A 23,640-nucleotide genomic window follows, 5' to 3' on the forward strand; every position below is an offset into this window, starting at 1 on the left:
CGGTTGACAAAGAGATACAAAAAAGGGCGGGATTCTTGTCCCGACCTCTTTACATCTGATCTTTTGCTTCTTTTAGTTTGCCATAAAGTATATAGTCTACTTTTTGCAGATCTGCTATGGTGGCACAATTAAGAGCACACATAATCAAACGCAGATCTTCTTTCCAGCTTTGGATGATGCTAATCACTTCTTCAACGGAGTAAGTTTCAATCAACTCTAGAACGGTACGTGACAGTCCTACAGCCTTGGCACCAAATACCAAGCACTTAATCATATCAAGCGGGTTCCGAACCCCTCCGCTGACCAAGAGTTCGACCTTGTCTTTCCAGTCTTGAGCATTGAGAAGGACTTGCATGGTAGACTGACCCCATTGATTAAGGTAATCACGCTGGCCACTACGGCGATTTTCGATATAAGCAAAGCTAGTACCACCACGACCTGACAGGTCAACGGTTCGAATTCCTAGTTCATAGGCTCTCTCGATGGTCTTTACATCCATCCCAAAGCCCACTTCCTTGAGAATAATAGGAACAGGGATACGCTTGCTATAGTCTGCCAGATGCGATTGCCAGCTTCTGAACTTTCGTTCTCCTTCGGGCATGAGTAATTCTTGCATGACATTGACATGCACTTGTAAGATGAGAGGATTCATCACTTCTACAGTCTGAAGTCCTAGGTCAACAGTTTTGTCCAAGCCAATATTGGTTCCAAGGAGGAGATTTGGATGGCTAGATTTGACAGAAAAAGAGTCATCTGTTGGATCTTTGAGGGCTGCGCTATAAGATCCCGTCACAAACAAAATCCCACATGCTTCTGCCACCTGAGCCAGTTTTTGATTGATTTCTCTCCCCTTATCGCTCCCACCTGTCATGGCATTGATATAAAAAGGAAAGTCCCATTTTCGACCAGCAAATTCTGTCGAAAGATCAATCTCATCTAGGTCATAGAGCGGTAGCGAAGAATGAATTAACTCCACCTCATCAAAGCTATTATAGGAGCTTTTCTGCTCAAGGGCATAGCGGATATGCTCGTCCTTACGATTTGTCATCATGTCCTATCCTTTCTTGGTATAAGAGCTCAATTCCCAGATCGGCCCAACGATTTTTTAGGGTTTCAGTTGATTGCTCATCAAAACTCAAGGCAATCCCACAGTCACCACCACCAGCGCCACTGCTCTTGGCAACGACTTGCAAATCTTGACTGGCTTCTTTCAACTGTCTCAGCGAAGGTGTGTATATATCTGGGCTCAAGCCTTCTAAGAGCTGGCTGGCTGTTTCCACCTGCTTGATGATTTTTTCTGCATTCCCCTGCTCCAAGGCTTCTACCAAAGCAGACACCATTGCTTTTGAGGATGTTAAAAAATTCTGGTCTATGTTTTGCTTGATTTGCTGAATCATGTCACTCGATACAGCCACTTCCTTGGTCCATCCCACTAGGAAATCACATTCTAGGGCTGGTTGCACTTGTGAGATCGAAAAGCCCCAATCACGCTCCAAAACTGTCGCCAAGTTTTCTTCTTCCAACCAAGCAGCCACCTTCTGGCGATCAAAAGACTGGTAGAGAATCAAATCCTCCGCCACAATACAGGCAAGGTCTCCCATGGAGCCGTTGTCCCCACGTTTAAGAAGTACAGCGCTAGCCAGCTTGAACAAGAGATTCTGATCAATTGAAAGATGATACAGAGCCAGCAGAGCCTTGACAACCAAGACAACGACACTACCACTAGAGCCTAGACCAAACTTTTTCCCTTCTCGTTCCATTTTTCCACTGATTTCTAGAGAAAAAGGCCTTAAATCCTGACCTCGATAGGTCAAAAAATCTTCCACTAGAGAAATCGTTTCTTGAATCAAGCTGTAGTCAGGATTTGGTGTCAAGTCCACTGCAAAATCAAACATATCTGAATAGATACGGTAGGTCTCAGAAAAGGCAATCTCTCCCCTCATATAGATAGGTATCGCCTTTATCAAGGCCAACTGTCCTAGTTCTAAAATGGCGTACTCACCAGCCCAATAGAGTTTTCCACAAGTCTTAACAGCAATCATCTTGGCTCAAATCCTTTGTTTTTGACACAATCAAGCGATAACGTTGACCAAATATTTCAGATAAATGCTCCAAGTCTTCCTCTTGACAGAGGACCTTGACATTAGGGCCAGCATCCATGGTAAAGTAACAGACTTCTCCTTGCTCACGAAGCTGGCGGACAAAGTCCATCGCTTCATAGCTTGCATCGGTCAGATAAGAAAAGGCTGGTGATGCTGTTTTGGTCGTAGCGTGCATAGCAAGGGCATTTTTCTCCGTTAATTCACCAACCTTGGCAAAGTCATTTTCCTTGAGATAGACCAGCATATCCTGATAATCCTTCTCAGATTGACGCACCCAGTCATCAAAAGTCGTCGAGGTTTCCACACAAAGTTTCATCCCATCACGGCTAGAAATTGGTTTTTTCTTATCCTCTAGCACCAACATGATCATAGCTAGTTTCAAGTCTGTCTCTACAGGGTAAATCTCCCCACTATCCTTATCCCAAGCACCTAGTGGTCCATAAAAACTACGAGAGGAAGAACCTGAAGCGAACTTAGCCTCCTGTGCCAACTGACTCCGATCCAAACCAAGCTGGAAATAGGCGTTGCAAGCCTTGACCAAGGCGGACAAACCACTAGAACTAGAGGACAAGCCCGCCGCAGTCGGCATGTTGTTTTGGGTATCGATACGGACAAAACCCTCACCTTCTGGACGGTAGCGGTCGATAATCTTGCTCATCTTGGCATGCTCCGCCTCATTTTGGAGCTGACCATTGATATAAAAGGCATCCGCCGTCGCATGGGCTGGTAGAGGCGACAAGGTCGTCTCTGTATACATATTTTCCAAAGTCAGAGAGATACTGCTAGTAGCAGGAACCATCTCTTTCTCTTTTTTCTTTCCCCAGTATTTGATAATGGCAATATTTGCATAGGAACGTACTGTTACAGGCTTTCGATCCATGTCTGAACAGCTCCTTTCTCTTCTAATCGTTTTGCTAGTTCTTCTGCTTGATCCAGATTGGTTGCCAAGGCTATGATACAGCCTCCTAGCCCACCACCGCTCATCTTGGCACCCAGAGCTCCGTAGCTCAGAGCCGTTTCAACGAGGGAATCCGCCTCAGGGCTACTGACACCAATTTCTTTTAGATGTAAATGTGCCTGACTGAATATTTGTCCCAGTTTTTTAGCATCTTTTTGTCTAATCGCATCTTCTGCCTGCTGGGTCAATTCTCCCAAGGCATGCAAAAACGGTAGGGCATCCTTCCCCTTGCTTTGAACCACTTGGATGGCTTCACGAGTGTGACCATACACGCCCGTATCTGCAATGACCAAATAAGCGGATAGGTCCATCTTAAGCTCTGTAAATCCAACGTTTTTAATAAAGCGAATAGGTTGGTCACTGAGACAGGTCTTGGCATCCAACCCGCTTGGATTCATATGGGCAATCATCTCAGCCCGATTGACCAAGATTTCTAGTACATCATGAGGCAGGTCGGCTTGATAGTAGTCAAAAACCGCACGAATAGCCGCTATACTGATAGCTGCTGACGAACCCATCCCTCGTTTTTCAGGGATAGCCGAGTCAATCACACAGCGAATGCAAGCATCCTTGATATTTAGATGTTCAAGCGAGGCATACACCGCCATAGATAAGGTATCCTCCTCATAAAGACGCCATGGACTTTCAGCAGGGACCACCTTGCAGGTCACCTCCACCTCTAAGAGAGGCAGAGAAATGGCAGGATAGCCGTAGACTACCGCATGCTCCCCTATTAAAATAATCTTACTATGTGCCTGACCGACACCAACTTTTTTTGTCATGTTTTCCTTTAACCAGACGGAAAGACCGTCTCACTTTTCATACAGTAGTATTTCTCCTATCTATTTTATTATATTTTCACAAAAAAAGCGATTGTTTCCTTTACAATCGCCTCTTTCATTATTGAACCCATTCGCCATTATAGTTGACGTAGTAGCCATCTACGGTAGTATTCACCGCCAAAGCACCTGAGCTATAAGCATAGTACCATTTACCATTGACCTGGAACCAGCCTGTCTTCATATCTCCATTACTTGCATGTAGATAATACCAAGTCGAACCTTCTTGATACCAACCAGTTGCCATTGCTCCTGATGAACGGAGATAGTACCATTTGTTCCCAAGGTTTTGCCAACCAGTTTTCATATCGCCATTTGGTTGGTCTAAATAATACCAAGTGGTACCTTCCTGATACCAGCCAGTCGCCATTGCTCCTGATGAACGGAGATAGTACCATTTATTACCAAGATGTTGCCAACCTGTTTGCATGATGCCAGTTGTTGGATCTAAGTAGTACCATGGAGCAGGTTTGCTTCTATCAATGCCAAAAGTAACATGGAAATCTTGAGTCCAACCCTTAGCAACTTCACCAATTGGTAGTGGATTGTAAGAATCATCGCCAGAAATTCCTAGCTTATTTAAATAATACCAATTGCCGTCTTCATAAGTCCAGCCAGTCTTTACAGCATAATTATTATCAAAATAATAAGTTCTCTTTTCAGCAGATGGAGTATATTGTTCACCGTATACTTTTCCTGTATTTTCAGACGTTTTTGCCTCTAGTACTTGTTTATCTGTTTGTTCTAGCAAAGCACCATCTTGTCCAAAATAGTACCACTTCTGTTGAAGGCCAATTTCTAAGACTGGACGATTATTAAATAAATTATCACGATAACCTGTTCCATGAATTTCTACGTATTGCCAACCGACAACCATCTCTCCTCTATCACCAAAATAGTAAGTTTTACCGTCTATTTTATGCCAATAGATTGCTTTATGATCATCTTTTACATAATATTTTCTATTATCCTTATCAACAAATTGGCCACCTGTGGTATCCGCAAATACAGTATTTGTAGCTAGCAAACCAAAGAAAAATGTTGCTAGTGCGACTTGCATCATTTTTTTCAAAAGCTTCATTTGTATCTCCTCCAAGATTAAATCCACTCACCAGATGAAGCAAAGTTATAAACTTTACCATCGATAGTTTGGCTACCTGTAACCATTGCTCCATTTGAATTGAGATAATACCAGTTTCCATTTACTTTGGTCCAACCTGTCTTCATATCTCCATTACTTGCATTTAGGTAGTACCAAGTTGAACCGTCTTTCACCCAACCAGTTGCCATAGCTCCTGATGAACGGAGATAGTACCACTTGTTACCAAGATATTGCCAGCCTGTTTTCATATCGCCATTTTCAGCATCTAAATAGTACCAAGTTGAGCCTTCCTGATACCAGCCAGTTGTCATAGCTCCTGATGAACGGAGGTAGTACCACTTATTGCCAATTTGATTCCAACCAGTTTGCATGATACCAGTTGTTGGATCTAGATAGTACCAAGCTGAACCATCATTTATCCAACCTGAACGTCTTTCACCACCAATATAGTTTTCTCCATTAATTTCCGTTTTAGCTAGATAATACCAATTAGACTGATCATAAAGCCAACCTGTCTCTAAAGAATGATTTTGATTAAAGTAATAGTTCGTGTAAAAACTCTTCTCTTCTTTATCTTCCGGATTTGTACGTTTTTCCCCATACTTTCTTCCAACACTGTCTTTAGTTTTAACCTCTAATGCTTTCCAACCAACAAACTCTTGTAGCACTCCATTTTTATCGAAATAGTACCACTCTGACTTTGGAAAACCTTCTAATCTGATACCATTTGGGTACGGACCAATTGTACTACCTTTAGATGGAAACGGAATATATTGCCAGCCGACCACCATCTCTCCAGATAAAGGATCAAAATAATAGTACTTCCCATCAATCACCCGCCAGTAGGTTTCTTTTAGTTCCCCCTTCTTGTAGTAGGTTCTACCATTTTCTTGGACAAATTGCCAGCCTTCTGAATAAGCATCATCCGCCAATACTGTGCTTGTCGCCAGCAAAGCAAAGAAAAAGACGGCTAGTCCAACTTGCATCATTATCTTAAATTTTTTCATTAGATCTTTCCTCCATAACTGATTGTAGCAAAGACCCGACTGTATGTCAATATATAGAAACTTCTCAAAAAAAGCGGTTACATAACTGCAACTGCTTTTCTATTCTTGCATGGTATAACCAACACCACGCACGGTTTTAATGTAGCTTTTTTGACCTTTTACATCAAGCTTGCTACGTAGATAACGGATATAAACATCCACGATATTGGTTTCTGTCGCACTTTCGTACTTCCAAACACTTTCCAATAACTGCTCACGAGTCAAGACCTTCTTGCTTCCCATGAGAGTGGCCAAAAGGTCATACTCACGGCGCGTCAGAGCAATCATCTCCTCGCCACGATAAACGGTATGATGTTCTACATCCATACGCAAATTGCGGTAAGACGTTGGGACCTTCATCTGACTACAATGTTGGTCAATAAAGTCCCGACCTCGGAAAATCGCTGAAATACGAGCCACCAGCTGATCAATAATCACTGGCTTATAGATGTAAGAAACGGCGAAGCGCTGGATTGTCTCAATCTGGTCTTGCAATTCTTCGCGATGGTCCAAGACCATGATCACTGAGGCCGGTTTTGTCCGACTCAGCCTCTCTGCAAAATCCTGGGCCGTCATATCCCCCAGACGAGCATTCAGTAAAATCAAGTCATAATCTGTCTGGAGAGCCATGGAGAGGGCTTTTTGCCCCTCCTCTACCAGATCAACACGGTATTGCTCTTTTTGGAGTTCCAGACTGAGAAAATGAGCTAGATTTCGTTCTTTCTCAAGTAATAAAATCCGTTTCCCCATGGCAGACCTACTTATTTTTCGTCATACCAAGAGTAGTGGAAGGTTCCTTCTTTGTCTTTACGTTGGTAAGTGTGAGCACCAAAGTAGTCACGTTGTGCTTGGATCAAGTTAGCAGGAAGGTCTGCTGAACGATAGCTATCAAAGTAAGTAATGGCTGCTGAGAAAGTTGGTACTGGTACACCAGCTTGAACAGCAAGAGCTACGATATCACGAACTGCTTGTTGGTACTTAGCAGTAACATCCAAGAAGTACTCATCCAAGAGAAGGTTTGCAAGGTCTGCATCACGGTTGTAAGCATCTGTGATCTTTTGCAAGAAACGTGAACGGATGATACAGCCATCACGCCAGATAGAGGCGATGTCCGCAAATGGCAAGTTCCAGTTGTTTTCTTTAGAAGCTACACGCAATTGGGCAAAACCTTGTGCGTAAGAAATGATTTTTGAGAAGTAAAGAGCTTGACGGATCTTTTCGATCAACTCAGCCTTGTCTCCTTCAAATTTGAAGGCAGCTGGTTTTGGTAGCACCTTGCTAGCATGTACACGCTCTTCTTTGTATGTAGAGATGTAGCGGGCAAATACTGACTCAGTGATAAGTGACAATGGCACACCAAGGTCAAGTGATGATTGGCTCGTCCATTTACCAGTTCCCTTATTACCTGCGGCATCAAGGATGTAGTCTACGATTGGGCCATCTTGACCTTCATCGTCTTTGCGTCCAAGAATATCAGCTGTGATTTGGATCAAATAGCTGTCCAATTCACCCTTGTTCCACTCAGTAAAGATTTCAGCCATATCTTCTGCAGAAAGACCAAGCAAGTGTTGCATGAGGTCATAGCTTTCTGCGATCAATTGCATGTCACCATACTCGATACCGTTGTGGACCATTTTCACATAGTGACCAGCTCCATCAGGACCGATGTAAGTCACACATGGTTTGCCATCTTCTGGTGCTTTAGCTGAGATTTCTTCAAGAACATCAGCAACCAATTCGTAGGCTTCTTTTTGTCCACCAGGCATGATAGAAGGACCTTCAAGGGCACCTTTTTCACCACCAGAAACTCCAGTACCAATAAAGTTGATACCTGAGTTTGCCAGTTCTTCATTACGACGGATGGTATCTTTGTAGAAAGTGTTTCCTCCGTCGATTAAGATATCACCCTTGTCAAGGTGTGGAAGAAGGGCCTGGATAGTTGCGTCTGTACCAGGTCCTGCTTGAACCATGAGCATGATACGACGAGGTTTTTCGATTGAGTTTACAAAGCTTTCCACGTCATAGCTTGGCACAAAGTTCTTTTCAGGATGGCAGGCAATTACGTCTTCTGTTTTTTCTTTACTACGGTTGTAAATGGCAACTGTATAGCCACGAGATTCGATATTTAGGGCAAGGTTACGACCCATTACGGCCATACCTACGACACCAAAGTTAGCTTTTGTCATGTGACACTCCTCTTGTTTAATATGTTTTATTTTATCATTTTTACCTATGAAAGGAAAGAATTTTGTAACGGTCTCCTAGTAGTCCAAGTCATCAGCATGACCAGAACCATTCCCTACAAAGTAACCCGTCTTACAGTTGAGAGTGAAGAGATAGGTTCCATCTGGTTTGTAAAGGTTGTAATAACCATTTCCGTTTACAATATTGACCCGTTCTAGGATATATTGGTTGCCAGTGATATAACCGCGAGCACGTGATGTCGCTAGGATTTGTTCCAAAACACCATCTGCAAAAGTCCAAGCAGGGTTGTTGCTATCGTCTACAGCTGTTTGGTTGTACGGTACACGACTAGCACTTCTTTGAAGGTTAACACCATCAGTCGACAAACCACCATTGGTATCTCTAGCTGGTGCTGTGGTACTTGTTGAAGGTGTCGTGCTGCTCGCATTGCTTTCTGTAGCTGAACTTGAACTTGCTTGACTAGAGCTTGAACTTGAACTAGAAGCACTTGTTTGTTGGCTCTTACCAAGGCTAATAGCTTTATCCAAGAGCTTGTCTAATTCTGTGTTACCTGTTTTGATTTCTGTAAACTTAGCGTCTGCTTTAGCTTTCGCATTGGTATCCAAGACACCGTCAGTGATTGCCGGACTTTCAAAGAGGGCATTGACATCTTGGATGGCCTTGATTTGACTTGCTAAACTATCGTATTTTGACTTAGCTAATGTATGATTACGACTACCTTCTAACTTATCTAGCAAGGTTTTCAGTTGACTCAACTTATCAAACTGGCTATTTTTCAAAGCTGTCTTATTTTCATCTGTATAAAAGGCATCATAGAGCGTATTAAACTCTTGCAAGTCGGTTTGCGATTCCTGATTGCTTGAAGATGATTGAGAAGCCTGAATTTCTTGGTTTGAGCGAGATACTTGTCGGTAGACATAATACGTTCCAGCAAGAACAAGAATTGCAGCCACCACTGAGGCAATGATGATCATTCCCTTTTTCTTAGAGTCTTTCTCAGATCCCGCCTGAGCCGAGCGTGATAGAGGAACAATCACTTCTTCCTCTTCTAGACTTTCTATCTCTTCATCTGTTTCTGTGTTGGCTAATACAAGTGGTTCCAGTTCTTGATTTTCCTCACCTAGAGGAGACAGCACAACACTAGCAGCCTCCGTTTCCTCTGTATGGCCAGAAACTTCCTCCGTAACAAGATGTGTTTCTTCGACTTCTTCAGAAGTCTCGCTAGATTCTCGCACTTCTTGAATCATATCTTCTAGACTTTGAGTGGAAGCTAGTTCTTCTTTTTTAAACTGACGAGTTTCAAACTTGTCAGCTTCAATCTCTTCACGGTGTTGTTTGATGTATTTGTCCAAGATATTGTCCTCAGGCAATACTCCTGCCTCCACCTCTTCATTCTTACGAATCACTTGACCAACAGTCAAATCTTTTGCTTCATCAAAGTCAAATTTGGGTTCTTGATGTCCTTTTTTATGACGATCACGTCTTTTCTTACTCATGAGTTCACCTTTCTATTTTAACTCCTGACGTTTGACACGCTGACCAAAGTATTGATACAAATCCACTTTTAAGGTCCCGTTATACAGTTTTCGTTTTTTATCTGCTGGACTTCCGTACTTGCTTTCAAAAGCTTCATCACTGGTCAGGATAAATTTACTCCAGGTTTTCAGTGGCGCAAATACCTGTCCCATCTCAGCATAGAGCTTGGTAACTCCTGCATCATCAGACAAGCGCTCTCCATATGGTGGATTGGAGATGATGACACCATTTACCTTGTCTGTGCGCAAGTCTTGTACCCGCATTTGCTTAAAGGTAATATCGCCCGCCACACCTGCTGCTTGGGCATTTGCCTTGGCAATTTCCACCATACGAGCGTCTATATCACAGCCCATAATATCCAGTTCAAGTTCACGATTGATTTTCTTAGTAGCCTCTGTGCGAACTTCTTGGATTAACCGATCGCTGACCCAGTTCCATTCTTCAAAAGCAAAGGAACGGCGAAGACCTGGAGCCATCTTTCTGGCAATCATAGCCGCCTCGATACAGAAAGTTCCTGACCCGCAGGTCGGATCAATCAAAGGCTTGTCTGGATACCAGTTAGAGAGTTGTAAAATGGCCGCTGCCATATTTTCTTTGATAGGCGCTCCACCCTTTTCCGTACGATAACCACGTTTAAAAAGGCTAGAACCTGTCGTGTCAATCATGACAGTTGCCATATCTTTCAGGATAGATACCTCAATCTTAAACTCGGGACCAGTTTCCATCAAGGGAACACCTTCTGGGCGGGCATAATGTTTTTGCAGTTTCTTGACAACAGCCTTCTTAGAAATAGCCTGCACACTGGGCTCATTGTGGAGTTTAGACTTAACACATTTGGCCTTTGAGATAGGGAAACGTGCTCCTAGCGGGAGATAGTTTTCCCAATCTAGAGCAAAAACTCCTTGAAAGAGCTCTTCAAAGGTCTTTGCAGGGAAGCTTCCAACTACAATCTTGATGCGGTTAGCTGCTCGAAGCCAAAGATTGGTCTCAATGATTGCCTTTACATCACCGTGGAAATGAACACGGCCATTTTCAACCTGGCAATCATAGCCTAGTTCTCGCACCTCACGTCCAACGACAGCTTCAAGACCCGCTGCAGCAGTTGCGATTAAATTAAATTCTTTTTTCATTTTACAGTCTTGTAAGACCTTTCTTTTGTTCACTTTAAAAAATGAGGTTGAGAAAGATTTCTCAGCCCCAACCTATATGCAATTTTCTATAAGCCATGTTTTGTTCCAGAAGTGACTAGGACCACTTCCTTCGATAATCATCTGTCTACCACTAACAGCATCTAGCTGCTAGCAGTCAGAGTACTACGTTCGTTTCCGTGCACTCCATGCCCCGACCAAAATTTGGGTTGCTAGCTTGAGGGGTTTACCGCGTTCCACTCTCTCCGTTTCCAGAGAGACTCCGTCACTGTGGCACTTTCAAGCCTAATCTGACTTATCCGAAGACTTAGCCATTTCGACTGCCGTAACGATCTCTCGTCCCTAGGCTTATGGTTTCGCCTAGCACAAACACTACAGGCATCACAGCCTGTGCTAGCATGGACTTTCCTCATGAAAAGAGAATCTCTTCACGCGATTATCCAAAAATTGCATTTATGCACTTGATAGACACTCAATTATACATCTTCATTGTCTAAAATTTGTTTACCAAACACTTCTTTTTCAAGTCGATTCAATCGTTTCAAGATATCAAAGTTTGTCATCGAGGTAGAAGCGGTAACTTCGATAGAATCTGGCTGAGTTGGAACTGACTGTGGTTTACGAGACAATTCGTCCTTCAAATCCGCTATCTCTTGACGAAGAGATTTGACCAAAGCCGCATAAGTCTCATAATCCTTAATCACATCATCAAGGAATTCATCCACTTCTGCTTTGCTATATCCGCGAACTTCACGTCCGAAGTCTTGTTCAAAAATATCTTTCGCTGAAAATATAATACTTGCCATGTCTCTCTCCATTCTGGGTTACTAGTATTATTATATAAAAAAAGACAAGTAAAAATCAAGGTCAAAGCCTTACTTTTCGGAAAAATTTTCTACTATTTCATTCAAGTCCTCAAATGTTAATCGTCTTGTAACATAGTCCGCTTGATTTTTCATCATTTGGTAAAAATATCGTAACTTGGTTTCCTTTTCTTCATCGTAAAAAAGATAACAAGTATCTGTATTTTCCAGCAGAAATTTCTGATAATCACGCAGTTGCCCCTTGTGCTCATATTGTGGATAGGCATATTTGACAAAGTCAACCTGCTTGAACTCACTCAATTTCGCTTGATTTGCTTCATTCCAATTACTGCCATGGGTTTCAAAATCAAAAATGGTCGCCAATTGAAATCCATAGTCTTCTTTCATTTCTTTAGCTACTTGAAGCGCCCAGTACTCAAAGCCCAAGGTCCCTGTAAAGACAAGCCAGGTCACCCCTTCCTCTGCTAGACCTTCCAAGTCTCTACCAATGGCTTTTTTGATCATGTCAACGCGAATATCCTTGTCATTAAAGAGACCAAGGTCGAAGGCAGAATAGCCTAAAATCAAGGCTGTATGCATTTTTTCATCCTTTCTGTATACTTTTATGGTATAATAGAGTGATGTTATTGTACCAATAAGGAGAATTATGGTCAACTATCCACATAAAATTTCATCACAAAAAAGACAACCATCCCTTTCAAAAACTAAAAATTTCGCAAATCGGGGGATGTCCTTTGAAAAGATGATCAATGCTACGAACGACTACTACTTGTCGCATGGGCTGGCTGTTATCCACAAGAAACCGACTCCCATCCAAATCGTACGTGTCGATTATCCCCAAAGAAGTCGAGCCAAGATTGTTGAAGCATACTTCAGACAGGCCTCAACAACAGACTATTCGGGGGTTTATGATGGATACTACATCGACTTTGAAGCAAAGGAAACTAGGCAGAAACATGCGATCCCGATGAAGAATTTTCATCTCCATCAGATCCAACACATGGAACAAGTCCTTGCCCAACAAGGGATCTGCTTTGTACTCCTTCACTTTTCTTCTCAGCAAGAAACCTACTTATTGCCGGCCATTGACTTGATTCGTTTCTATCATCAAGATATGGGACAAAAGTCAATGCCACTTGGATATATTCAAGAAAATGGATATAGGATTGAGCCTGGTGCCTTTCCTCAGATTCCCTATCTCGATATTATCAAAGAACATTTACTGGGTGGTAAAACAAGATGAACAAACAAATTTTCCTGCGAATAGCTAAGTATGTCAGTATCTGTCTCTTAACTGTATTTATCGCAGCAGTTGTGCTAGGCGGGGGACTCTTCCTCTACTATGTCAGCAAGGCTCCGGCCCTATCTGAAAGTAAACTAGTCGCTACAACGTCTAGCAAGATCTATGACAAAAACGATGAACTCATTGCCGATCTTGGATCAGAACGTCGGGTAAATGCGCAAGCAAATGAAATCCCTACAGAGTTGGTTAATGCCATCGTCTCAATTGAAGACCATCGTTTCTTTAATCACCGTGGGGTTGATACTATTCGTATCCTCGGTGCCACTCTACGAAATCTTCGTGGTGGTGGAGGCCTTCAGGGAGCTTCAACCTTAACGCAGCAGCTGATTAAATTAACTTATTTCTCTACATCAACGTCGGACCAGACTCTTTCACGTAAGGCTCAAGAAGCTTGGCTTGCCGTTCAACTAGAACAGAAAGCAACCAAGCAAGAAATCCTGACCTACTACATCAACAAGGTCTACATGTCAAACGGTAACTACGGTATGCAAACTGCTGCCCAAAATTACTATGGCAAGGACCTCAAAGATTTGAGTATCCCGCAGTTGGCTCTCCTTGCCGGAATGCCTCAGGCGCCAAATCAGTATGATCCATACTCACATCCAGAAGCTGCTCAAGAACGACGCAATCTCGTCCTCTCTGAGATGAAGGGACAAGGTTACATTTCAGCTGAGCAATATGAAAAAGCAATCAATACTCCAATTACGGACGGACTTCAAAGTCTAAAATCGGCTAATAGTTATCCTCCACACATGGACAACTATCTCAAAGAGGTAATCGATCAAGTCGAACAAGAAACAGGCTACAATCTCTTAACGACTGGTATGGATGTCTACACCAACGTTGATCCTAAAGTTCAACAACATCTCTGGGATATCTACAATACTGACGAGTATGTCAACTATCCAGATGATGAAATGCAAGTGGCATCAACAATCGTTGATGTGACAAACGGGAAAGTCATTGCCCAATTAGGTTCTCGTCACCAATCAAGCAATGTTTCTTTTGGAATCAATCAAGCTGTTGAAACCAACCGAGACTGGGGATCAACGATGAAGCCAATCACAGATTATGCACCTGCTTTGGAGTACGATATCTATGATTCAACTGCTTCAATTGTTCACGATGTTCCTTACAATTATCCTGGAACAGACACTCCTGTCTACAACTGGGATAGAAGTTACTTTGGAAATATTACCATCCAATATGCGCTCCAACAATCACGAAACGTTACAGCCGTAGAAACCTTGAATAAAGTTGGTTTAGACAGAGCCAAAACCTTCCTAAATGGACTTGGTATTGACTATTCAGATATGCACTATGCAAATGCCATTTCAAGTAATACAACTGAATCTAACAAAAAGTATGGAGCAAGTAGCGAAAAGATGGCTGCTGCTTACGCAGCTTTTGCTAACGGTGGTATCTACCGCAAGCCGATGTATATCAACAAAATTGTCTTCAGTGATGGCAGTTCAAAAGAATTCTCTGATCCTGGTACTCGTGCCATGAAAGAGACAACAGCCTATATGATGACGGATATGATGAAAACTGTCCTGGCATATGGAACTGGTCGAGGAGCCTACCTCCCATGGTTGCCACAAGCTGGTAAAACTGGTACATCAAACTACACGGATGATGAGATTGAAAACTACATTAAGAACACTGGTTATGTTGCTCCTGACGAAATGTTCGTTGGCTATACTCGTAAATATTCAATGGCCGTTTGGACTGGTTACTCGAACCGCCTGACTCCTATTGTTGGTGATGGCTTCTATGTTGCTGCTAAGGTTTACCGTTCGATGATGACTTATCTATCTGAAGATGATCATCCTGGTGACTGGACTATGCCAGAAGGACTCTACAGAGGTGGAGAATTCGTCTTTAAAAAAGGCGCACGTCCTGCGTGGACTGCTCCTGCTCCTCAGCAAAGTCCAACACCTGAAAGCTCTAGCTCAACTTCAGAGAGTTCTAGTACACAAGCAAGTACAACAACTCCAAATTCAGGTACAAGCGAGAACAATACGCAACAACCAAATACCACTCCTGGTCAACAAAACCAAAACCAGAACTCGCAACCAGCACAACCTTAAAATATGATCCACCCAAAATTGGGTGGATTTTTTCATACCATACAAACTTTCTTTTTTATTAAATTCAAAAAACCTGAGAAGAAATCTTCTCAGGTTTTTCTATTCTATGAACCTCACTATTATTGATTTAGAAAATATACTCTTAGTCAATCTTAGAAGGTTTTATAGTCCTAATCTTTCTTCATCTTTGCTACAAAGAGAGCAGATAGGGCTAGGCTAACTCCTGCTAGGAAGAGAGCTGTGTCAGATTGACTCTCACCAGTTGCTGGCAAGCTTTGTTCAGCTTTTTCTCGGTTCGTCACTTCTTGTTTTAGATCCGGTGCCGGTGTCTTACCTTCATCTGAAGCAAGTGAGCTAAGTTTAAACTCAGGTTTCTCTACTGTTGGAGCAGCTTGGTCGCCTACTGTCGATAATGGACCTGTGTATTCTGGAAGCTCATGTACCAGTGCCATAACAGCATTGACACCGCCCTTGAACTCAGGTTTCTCTATTGTCGGAGCAGCTTGGTCACCTACTGTCGCTACTGGGCCTGTGTACTCTGGAAGTTCATGTACTAGGGCTTCAACTGCATTGACACCGCCCTTGAACTCAGGTTTCTCTACTGTTGGAGCAGCTTGGTCACCTACTGTCGCTACTGGACCTGTATACTCTGGAAGTTCATGTACTAGGGCTTCAACTGAATTGACACCGCCTGTGAATTCAGGAACCTCAAGAACAGGTGCTGGCTCTTCGCCCTTACTTGATTGAACCGGTTCTTCTGTTAATTCTTGATGGAAGCTTGCCAATTCATAAAACTCAGCCTTGCCGCCTTCCCAGACTAATTTGACGTCTAGAAGAGAGCCGCCATTTCGGATAGCGAAGGTTTGGAGACTAGATGTAATGGCACCGAGGTCTGTCCAACTGTCTTGACCATCCTTGAGTGTTCTAGCAAGAATACGTGCTTTCGCTCCTTCAGGAAGACTAGAAACGAGACGAAGGTGGTTAGCATTGGTCGGCTCAGACAAGTGATAAACCAACTCGCCCTTGTCTTTTTCAGACTTATAGCTGGTCAAGACTTTTCCGTCTACAAGATTATTATAAAGGTTGCCTTGGCTTTCTCCACCACTTCCTTCTACTGTTGGATCATTGATTGGTTTGACAAATTCACCATCGTTGATGACCAATTCTGTAAATCCTACAAAACGGGCATCATAATCCGCTGTATAGAGGACACGGAGATAGTTGGCTTTGACTGGAGTCGTCAATTCACCCTCGATGTAGCGATTTCCTGGCATCTTAGAATCATGTGTCCAACCATCTGTCAGAGAATCATCGTGTTGGCTATTGGCCACACCATCTCCCACTGTCACGACATCTGTCCAAGTTTTACCGTCTTGACTGACTTGGATCTTACCATCACGAAGGTAGTTTTGAGTTCCGTCTTGGATGTAGGCTCTAATCTTCTTGATAGTGCGTTCGCTACCAAGTTTCAAGGTCACATGACCATCTTTACGGGCATAGTCTGAAAACTCAACGAAGTTGTTATAAACACCGTCAAATAGTTGATCTAGGTTGTTCAATTTACGAACATCATTGCTTCCGTATGTTGGATGAATGCCCATAGTTGTAGATTCTAGTTTGGTTGGTTGCACTTCTTTGGTTGTCACAAGGAGAGAAGTGGCTGTCACAGCTTGTTCCTGATCTGTTTTATTGACCAGACGAACATAACGTACTAAGTGGGTTGCCACAGATCTGTCTGTCAACTGGCTGGCTGATGTCCATTCTTGCGCATTTGCAGAGTACTCTAGGCTAAGAGCTGGATTGGCCTGACCTTTGAGTTGGATGCTCTTGATCTGATGGATACGGTCAAGCTTCATTCCTAGATAGCTATGAGCAGGGAGTTTGGTTCCAGCTGGAATTTGAAGCTCGTAACTGCCCAAGCTATCCACTACCGGCGTTTCCTTCAAGGAGTCCACGTTGGTGTCTGTTAACTCACTATTTCCAGAGCGTGTCTCAACAGAGAAGTCCTGAATACGCCACCAGAGGTCGAGAGCCTTGGTATTGCGGACTCGGATGTAACGAGCATTGATCGCTCTGGTCACTTCCTTGGTTTGTTCTCCTGATAGGCGATCCAACTCTTGCCATGCAGTTCCATCTGTAGAGTACTCAAGTGCACCTGCGGCAAGCTTATCACCCGTTCCTTGGCGAAGTCGTACTTTAGTGACTGACTTGACTTCACCGAGGTCAAGTTGTGCCCAGGCATCTACTGGTGTCGTATTGCTACCGTCAGCATTTGCCATCATGGCTTCTGTATTGTCCTTGCCATCAGTTATTTGACGGGCTGAGGTATTTAGTTTGTAAACTAAGTTTGAACTTAGACTAACTGTCGTTGCTTGTTGGCTACGAGCTTTTTCAACTGGACGGTTAACTGCAATTTCCTGAACTGCAAACCAGGTATTTTCACGATCTGCTGTCGCAATCATACGAACTGCTTTGGCCTTGATAGTGAGATTTTCAAACTTAAGAAGGGATTCATTTCCAACATAGCTTGGCTCTTTCAAAGTTACCCAGTTGTCATTTTCATCTTGATACTGCACTTCTGCCTTACTAAAGGTATCACGTGGATTTGCCTGCGTTCCCATAGCAAAGGTCAAGGTTTGGATATCTACCGGTTTGTTGAATTTCATACCGATATAATCACCTGTCTTGATGCTGTTTGGTGATTTAATAATCGCGTGGGTTGCCAAGTCGCCATCTGTTACTTCTGCCAAACCACCTTCTACACCTGTTCGATTGGTGATAAAGGTGCTGATGATTTGGTCTGGATGCAAGACTTTTTGAACTTCAGATGCTAGAACTTCCTTCAAGGATAGGATAAATGGACGAATATGTTGAACACCCAATTCAGCTTTTTCCATATGGTCTACATAATGGAAGGTGTGAGTTTGAGACTGTTCGTACAATTTCAAACCTTTATAGTAGCTATCCCAAAGTTTGGCTGCATCGTTTGTAGCCATAGCTTCTGTTCCTGTAAGGAAGGCATCTAGGGCATTCATTTGATCAATTGCATTATCCAACCAATAGTGGATTTGCGCAACCATCTTTTTATCGCCTGATGCTTTATAGAGTTCAGCTGCTTCTTTAATCTTGGCAAATTCTGCACGCAAGGCTGCACGTTCGGCAGTCACATCCTGACCTGCTTTGAGCTTGGTCATGAAGTCTGTCAATTTTGGAGCCAAGTCTACAGATTCTTCTAGTTTGACGACACGAGTATCCATGTTTTGGTTGATCATGTGCTTACCAAGTTCGCGGAAGGCTGCTGATACCTTGCTATCTTCAAAATGACCATTTTCTACAAAGTTGAAGGCAATATCATTGATTTTCTTAGCTTCTTCTTCTGATTTCCACTGTTTCCATGAGTATTGAGCTCCTGAAAAGAGGGCTATCTTAGATGGTTCAGACTGTTGCATTGGGTTCAACATAATACCTGATAGCAAGCTTGGATCCACATTTGGATGAAGGAATTTCTCACCACCACCTAGAATCAAGTGTTGTTTAGAGTTGTCTGTTACCGGCCAGTTAATCCAAAGTGAAACGGGGCGATAGGTCTTGCCACCTGCGGATAGATTGTTCTTGAGAGTTGAAAGGAAGCTTTCAGAGACTTCACCCCAAATCTTACCACCCGTCAAGGTCATGGATGTTGAACTTGGGAGATTTTCATTGAGGGATTTCAACTCATCTTCACGTCCATTACCCCAATACTGGCCAGGAACAAAGATCATTTCTTTACGAAGACCGCTGTAAGTTCCCTGCATTTCAGTCAACCAATCCGTCATGTCTTTCATCAAGCGGTTGTAGCTATTGTAGCCTCCGACTGGGCTCGGTGCATCATCTGCTAGAATACCAAACTCACGGACACCCACTTTCATCAACTGGGTAAATTTAGCCTTGATGGTTGCCAAATCTTCTTGGTAGTGCGCTTCATTGCCAAAGCGGATGCGGTTGTTCATGAATGGGTGGATGGTCCAGACATAGCGAGTTTTACTTTGATTTCCGACACGAGCAAGTTCACGAATTTCAGCTAGTTTTTCTTCTGGATAGAGTTCTCGCCATTTCTTGTTGTGGTATGGATCATCTTTTGGTGCAAAGAAGTATTGGTTCAATTTCAAATCGCCACCAAAACGCATGAGTTCTGCACGATCTGCGTTAGACCATGGGTTTCCATAGTAACCTTCGATGAAACCACGGTTCTTGAGCTCTGCGTAATCTTCTACTGTCACATTGCGAAGGACTGGCACTTGACTTTCCTTGAGCATATGTTTCAAGGTTGTCAAACCATAGAAGACCGCATCTGTATCTTTCCCGACGATAGAAATCGAGTTATCCTTGATGCTCAAAACATAGGCATCAATCTTGTCAAAGAGACCTGCTGAAACGTTTGACAAGTTTTGTTCTGCTTGTGAACCTTGTCCATGCACTCCAAGATAGATATTGGTTGCACCAGCGATTGCCGCCTTACCAGTTGTATAAGATACTTGATTGTCCTGCAAGACACTCTTCAAGCGATTACGGGTATAGATATCGAGTTGATCGCCCATAACCAGATTGACTTGCTTACGAAGGGCTGTAACTCCTTCTCCATAAGTCACTTTTTGTGGAGTTGGGAAGACCTTGTACTCTTTCTTAAGATAGTCATTGCTCTTGCTAGCAGCTGCAATGCTGTCTTCACTAGCTGGTTTACTTGCAGTGAATTGATCCGCCAATTCAACTGTTCCATCACCGGTTTGGTCTACTTTTGGTTTTTCTGGAGTAGATGGTGGTTGAGGCTGACTTGGTTCAGGTGTTTCTTGTCCTTCTTTGGCAGGTTTCAATAGATGAACTTCAGCCGCACTTGCAAAACCACCAACGCCTTCCAATACTTTCAACTCAATCTTGTTGGTATCTACCGCGGCAAAGTTAACTGTTTTTTCTTGGGCGTTGTTGTCCCAGCTTCCTTCTGAAACCTTGACCATTTGGCCATCTTTTTGTGCGTAGATTTCGTAGCGAGTAACAACACCATTTCCACCACCTGGACGAGGGAGATACGTCAAGCCATTGACTTTTTCTGCTTCTTTCAAGGTCATAGTAAGAGTGTATGGCGCAGTGTCACCAGTCCATTTAGTATGCCAGAAAGTATTTGGATCATTGTCAAAGGCCTTTTCAACAGCGCCTTCAGTCGCGTTTCCTGGAAGTTGCTGACTGCTTGCGGTTGCAGTAATCTTATCATTTGAAATCAAACGAGGATTTACAAATGGTTTATCTGACAACTCTGCACTATGCAAGATTCCTTTGAAACCACCGATGCTTTCAAGTGGTAGAACCAAGCTATTGTAGGCAAAGCGAGGATATTCTGGATTTGCGATACGCTCAATCTTCTCACCATCCACATAAACTTCAGTTGATTGTGGTTTGGTCACGATGGAGATTTGATAGCGTTTGTTCTTTTCAAGTTTCTTCTTGAACTGGATATGGAACTGTTCAAATTGATAAGCAAGATAGCCGTCTTTATCAGCTAGATAGATACGGTTGTCCCCACTTGTTGAGAAGGTTTGTTCCCCGTCTCCAGTGACAGTCACATCAAACTTCAAGACATGACTTGGACCAACATCACCTGCTAAGCCTTCGATGCTGCTGTCTTTCTCAAAAGCCAATCCCTGCTCGCTTGTCTTCACCTTCTTGCTTGCATAGTTCTTGACGGTTTCAGGATTGATGGTAAACAAGTCGCTTTGATCAATCTCTTTATCAGGATTTGACTGTGGCGCATAAGGGCTTGTTGGTAGGGTGCGTTCTGCAAAGGTCGCAGCTGCACGGTCAGATCCCCAAGTTCGCTCCGCAGTGGTTTGCATGCTCTTGAAGAATCGTTTAAAGATATCATAAGAGGTCAAGCCTGTCTCATGAAGGTCGATATTGTCATTCCAAACTGCGTGCCCACCACCAAGGATACTTGGATGAGAAGCTGGTAGAAGTGGACCTCCTCCCGTTCTAAAATCATTCGGTGTCCAGCTATTGTACTGACGTTCGTAGTTAGCATAGTCCCCATAAGCTGCTTGACTATTGCTTCCACTTGGTACACTATATGTAGGTACATCCGTGATGTTGATAATCTTAGCTCCCTGAGCAATGGCTTCATTTGGTCGTTGCCAGCCAATGCTCCAGATATCAACTTCTACTCCGTTCCAATCAACCGCTGTTTTACCACGTTTCGCACTGAGCGAGCCCCAGATACGAGGGGTGTATCCTTTAGACTTGATATATTGGGTCAAGTCATTGACATAGCGGCGATAGCTTTCGCGACTGCCGTAGTATTCGTCCGTTCCGATATGAACAGTGGATACACCATGCAAAGGGGCATCTGGGCCATCTAGGAGTTTGTCATAGACGGATTTGACAAATTTAAGAGTTTCTTCGTATTTATTGTCTAGATCGAGCATGGCTACACGTTCAACATTGTGTTTGCCAGCATAATCACTCAAACTACCTTGATACATGAGGTCTGGGCGGACTTTGACAAAGGACAAGGCGTGACCTGGTGTGTCAATTTCTGGCACTAGGTTGATATGAAGAGCCTTGGCCAATTTAATCAGATTTTGCATTTCTTCCTTGGTATAATGCTCATCTGATGTTAATTTTTGACCATTCTCACCGACAATGTCTGTCTCCACACGGAAACCAGTCTTGGCATGTTCAAGTACATACTTGAGTTGTTCTTCTGGACTTAAATTCTTACCTGCCAAGTGTTCCTTAAGGAAGATATAGTTATCGTTGAGGTGCAACTGCAAGTCGTTCATCTTGTAGTAAGCCATGTTGAGCATGATGTCTACAAGAGTGTCATAAGGGATAAATTTACGACCTGTATCTAGCATAAAGCCACGGTGGCTGAAACTTGGGAAATCACGAATTTCGCCATTTTGTAGGTCTGTTTCTCCCATTTGAAGAAGAGTACGAGTGGCGTAGAAGGCTCCTGTGTTTGTGGCAGCTTCGATGGTAATCACATCATTTTGGATAGTGATGCCGTAGCCTTCCTTACCGTAACCCTTGTTTTCAACTTTTTTAAATTCGATTCGTTTTTGAGCTTGCTTGTTACCTGTTGCAAGTTCCAATCCACGGCTTGCAAGGTCTGACTGGTAGAAGGTTGCTGCCTGATCAAAGCCTGAATCTCCTGTCGCAAGAACTGTATCTGAAGTGATAGAAGATTGACCTTCTTTTCCATACCATTGTTGAACAGCTGGTGCTACTTTTGGTTTCACACCCACACCTTCGTCCTGATGTAGCCCCTTGATGACTACTTCAAATTCCTTAGTGAAAGTATGGCTGTCTTTGATTTGCTGGACCATGACCTTGACACGTTGATCTGTCAGAGGTTTATGGATGTGATTTTGAAGGTCAATTACACCTTGTTTATTGCTTCCGATGAGACTGACTTCCCCTGGTAGGCTAGGTAAGACAAGAGACTGTCCGTCTTCTGCTACTGATAGTTCTGTTACTTGGCGGATATCCGTTACCTTACTATGGTCCGGAACGTTAGAATAAGCTCGAATTTCTTGGATTCCAACGTTTCTCCAGTTCATTGTTCCCGCTTGGTAATCATTGACCTCCAATTTGAGGTACTTAGCTTGGATACTGTCAGCTAGGTCTACTTTCTCATCTAAAACTGGATCTCCAGTTTTGGTATGAGCTAGTTTCCATTGTTTTTCTCCGTTAGCGCCCACGTCTTCTTGACCTGCATAGTAGAGACTCCAAGATTTGATATTGGGGTCATTTTGCCCATTACGAAGACGACGATCCCAGTCAATTTCTACATGTTTAATCAAGGTAGTCTTTGGCAGAGTTAGTTCAAAAGTTGGTTTTGGTACATCTTTGTCTGTAGCCCAACGAGTATTGTCATCTCCGTCGATAGCCTTATCCGCAGTAAAGTTGGTACCAGTCTCATGGTTGCTCGCCTGAGCAGTAGCACCTTCGAGATGATTGACATCTTCTCTATCTTCAATTTGCTTTTCAGCTGGTTTTGGTGCGGGCGTAGCAGTTTCAGCTGGTTTATTGTCTGCCTTTGGTGTTTCAACCGGTTTCGGCGTTTCTGCTGGCTTGGGACTTGTAGGACTTGTCTCTGGTTTTGCCTCTTCACTTGATGTAGGATTGCTTCCTTCGTCAGTCGCTGGAGTTTCTTCATGACTTGCTTCTGTTGCAGCTTCTGCATCCGCCTTTTCAAGCGCAGCGGCTAAATCATCTGGTAACTTATCCAGTGCTTCAACATGGGTGATACTTCCCTCTGTCTCTGAAGGTGTTGCTGTTTCTGCTGCCTGAACCATATTGGCGCCAAAGATACTAGCACCAATCATCACGGAGGCTGCACCGATTGCAAATTTTCTTATACTATAGTGACAGCGTTTCTCAAAAAAATGTCTATCCATCTTTCTCCTATTCCTTTCTTCCGCATACATGAGTAAGCGGTATCATTTCTCCTTTGAAAAA

The 23,640-nt window shown here is 43.2% G+C and carries 15 protein-coding genes and 1 other RNA gene; 2 read left to right on the top strand and 14 right to left on the bottom strand.

Annotated elements, in window-relative coordinates; translation table 11 throughout:
- Nucleotides 1-49: 49 nt before the first annotated feature.
- The 13 genes from fni to ADI74_RS02190 all read right to left on the bottom strand — a co-directional run bounded on the left by fni (nt 50) and on the right by ADI74_RS02190 (nt 12,339).
- A complete protein-coding gene (fni, locus tag ADI74_RS02135) occupies nt 50-1,051 on the bottom strand; it encodes a type 2 isopentenyl-diphosphate Delta-isomerase (protein WP_049536735.1) in 1,002 nt (333 codons plus the stop codon).
- The gene (locus ADI74_RS02140) at nt 1,035-2,042 is read right to left on the bottom strand and encodes a phosphomevalonate kinase (RefSeq protein WP_049536736.1); all 1,008 of its coding nucleotides are present in this window, start codon (nt 2,040-2,042) and stop codon (nt 1,035-1,037) included. The genes fni and ADI74_RS02140 overlap by 17 nt, the downstream gene beginning before the upstream one ends.
- Nucleotides 2,029-2,982, bottom strand: a complete 954-nt coding sequence (gene mvaD / locus ADI74_RS02145; RefSeq protein WP_049536737.1) for a diphosphomevalonate decarboxylase — start codon at nt 2,980-2,982, stop codon at nt 2,029-2,031. Before mvaD ends, ADI74_RS02140 begins: the two co-directional genes overlap by 14 nt.
- A complete protein-coding gene (mvk, locus tag ADI74_RS02150) occupies nt 2,964-3,842 on the bottom strand; it encodes a mevalonate kinase (RefSeq protein WP_049536738.1) in 879 nt (292 codons plus the stop codon). Before mvk ends, mvaD begins: the two co-directional genes overlap by 19 nt.
- Nucleotides 3,843-3,960: 118 nt before the next feature.
- Nucleotides 3,961-4,980 (bottom strand): choline-binding protein CbpC, encoded by a 1,020-nt coding sequence (cbpC, locus tag ADI74_RS02155; protein ID WP_049536740.1) that lies wholly within the window; start codon nt 4,978-4,980, stop codon nt 3,961-3,963.
- Nucleotides 4,981-4,997: 17 nt separating this feature from the next.
- Nucleotides 4,998-6,008, bottom strand: a complete 1,011-nt coding sequence (gene cbpJ, locus ADI74_RS02160) for a choline-binding protein CbpJ (RefSeq protein ID WP_049536742.1) — start codon at nt 6,006-6,008, stop codon at nt 4,998-5,000.
- Nucleotides 6,009-6,107: 99 nt separating this feature from the next.
- Complete coding sequence (locus tag ADI74_RS02165) at nt 6,108-6,797, bottom strand: response regulator transcription factor (protein WP_000518005.1); 690 nt, start codon at nt 6,795-6,797, stop codon at nt 6,108-6,110.
- 11 nt (nt 6,798-6,808) lie between these two features.
- Nucleotides 6,809-8,233 carry an NADP-dependent phosphogluconate dehydrogenase gene (gene gndA / locus ADI74_RS02170; RefSeq protein WP_049536744.1) on the bottom strand — a complete coding sequence of 475 codons (1,425 nt, stop codon included), beginning with the start codon at nt 8,231-8,233 and terminating at the stop codon, nt 6,809-6,811.
- 75 nt (nt 8,234-8,308) lie between these two features.
- Complete coding sequence (mapZ, locus tag ADI74_RS02175) at nt 8,309-9,748, bottom strand: cell division site-positioning protein MapZ (RefSeq protein ID WP_049536746.1); 1,440 nt, start codon at nt 9,746-9,748, stop codon at nt 8,309-8,311.
- 12 nt (nt 9,749-9,760) lie between these two features.
- Entirely contained in the window at nt 9,761-10,918 is a 1,158-nt protein-coding gene (locus tag ADI74_RS02180) for a THUMP domain-containing class I SAM-dependent RNA methyltransferase (protein ID WP_049536747.1), read from the bottom strand.
- Nucleotides 10,919-11,002: 84 nt separating this feature from the next.
- An RNA gene (rnpB, locus tag ADI74_RS10585) (RNase P RNA component class B) lies at nt 11,003-11,384 on the bottom strand.
- Between the two features lie 28 nt (nt 11,385-11,412).
- Entirely contained in the window at nt 11,413-11,742 is a 330-nt protein-coding gene (gene gpsB, locus ADI74_RS02185) for a cell division regulator GpsB (RefSeq protein ID WP_000146521.1), read from the bottom strand.
- Between the two features lie 69 nt (nt 11,743-11,811).
- Nucleotides 11,812-12,339, bottom strand: a complete 528-nt coding sequence (locus ADI74_RS02190; RefSeq protein ID WP_049536748.1) for a DUF1273 domain-containing protein — start codon at nt 12,337-12,339, stop codon at nt 11,812-11,814.
- A gap of 67 nt (nt 12,340-12,406) precedes the next feature.
- Between ADI74_RS02190 and recU the strand changes: the two genes are divergently transcribed.
- A complete protein-coding gene (gene recU, locus ADI74_RS02195; RefSeq protein WP_000248765.1) occupies nt 12,407-13,003 on the top strand; it encodes a Holliday junction resolvase RecU in 597 nt (198 codons plus the stop codon).
- Nucleotides 13,000-15,153 (top strand): penicillin-binding protein PBP1A, encoded by a 2,154-nt coding sequence (gene pbp1a, locus ADI74_RS02200; protein WP_049536750.1) that lies wholly within the window; start codon nt 13,000-13,002, stop codon nt 15,151-15,153. Before recU ends, pbp1a begins: the two co-directional genes overlap by 4 nt.
- A 170-nt stretch (nt 15,154-15,323) precedes the next feature.
- On the opposite strand, the gene ADI74_RS02205 is transcribed toward pbp1a, so the two are convergent.
- Nucleotides 15,324-23,579, bottom strand: coding sequence for an SIALI-17 repeat-containing surface protein (locus ADI74_RS02205; protein ID WP_049536752.1), 8,256 nt, complete (start codon nt 23,577-23,579; stop codon nt 15,324-15,326).
- Between the last annotated feature and the right edge of the window lie 61 nt (nt 23,580-23,640).

The sequence above is a fragment of the Streptococcus pseudopneumoniae genome (assembly GCF_001074565.1).
GTDB lineage: Bacteria > Bacillota > Bacilli > Lactobacillales > Streptococcaceae > Streptococcus > Streptococcus pseudopneumoniae_J.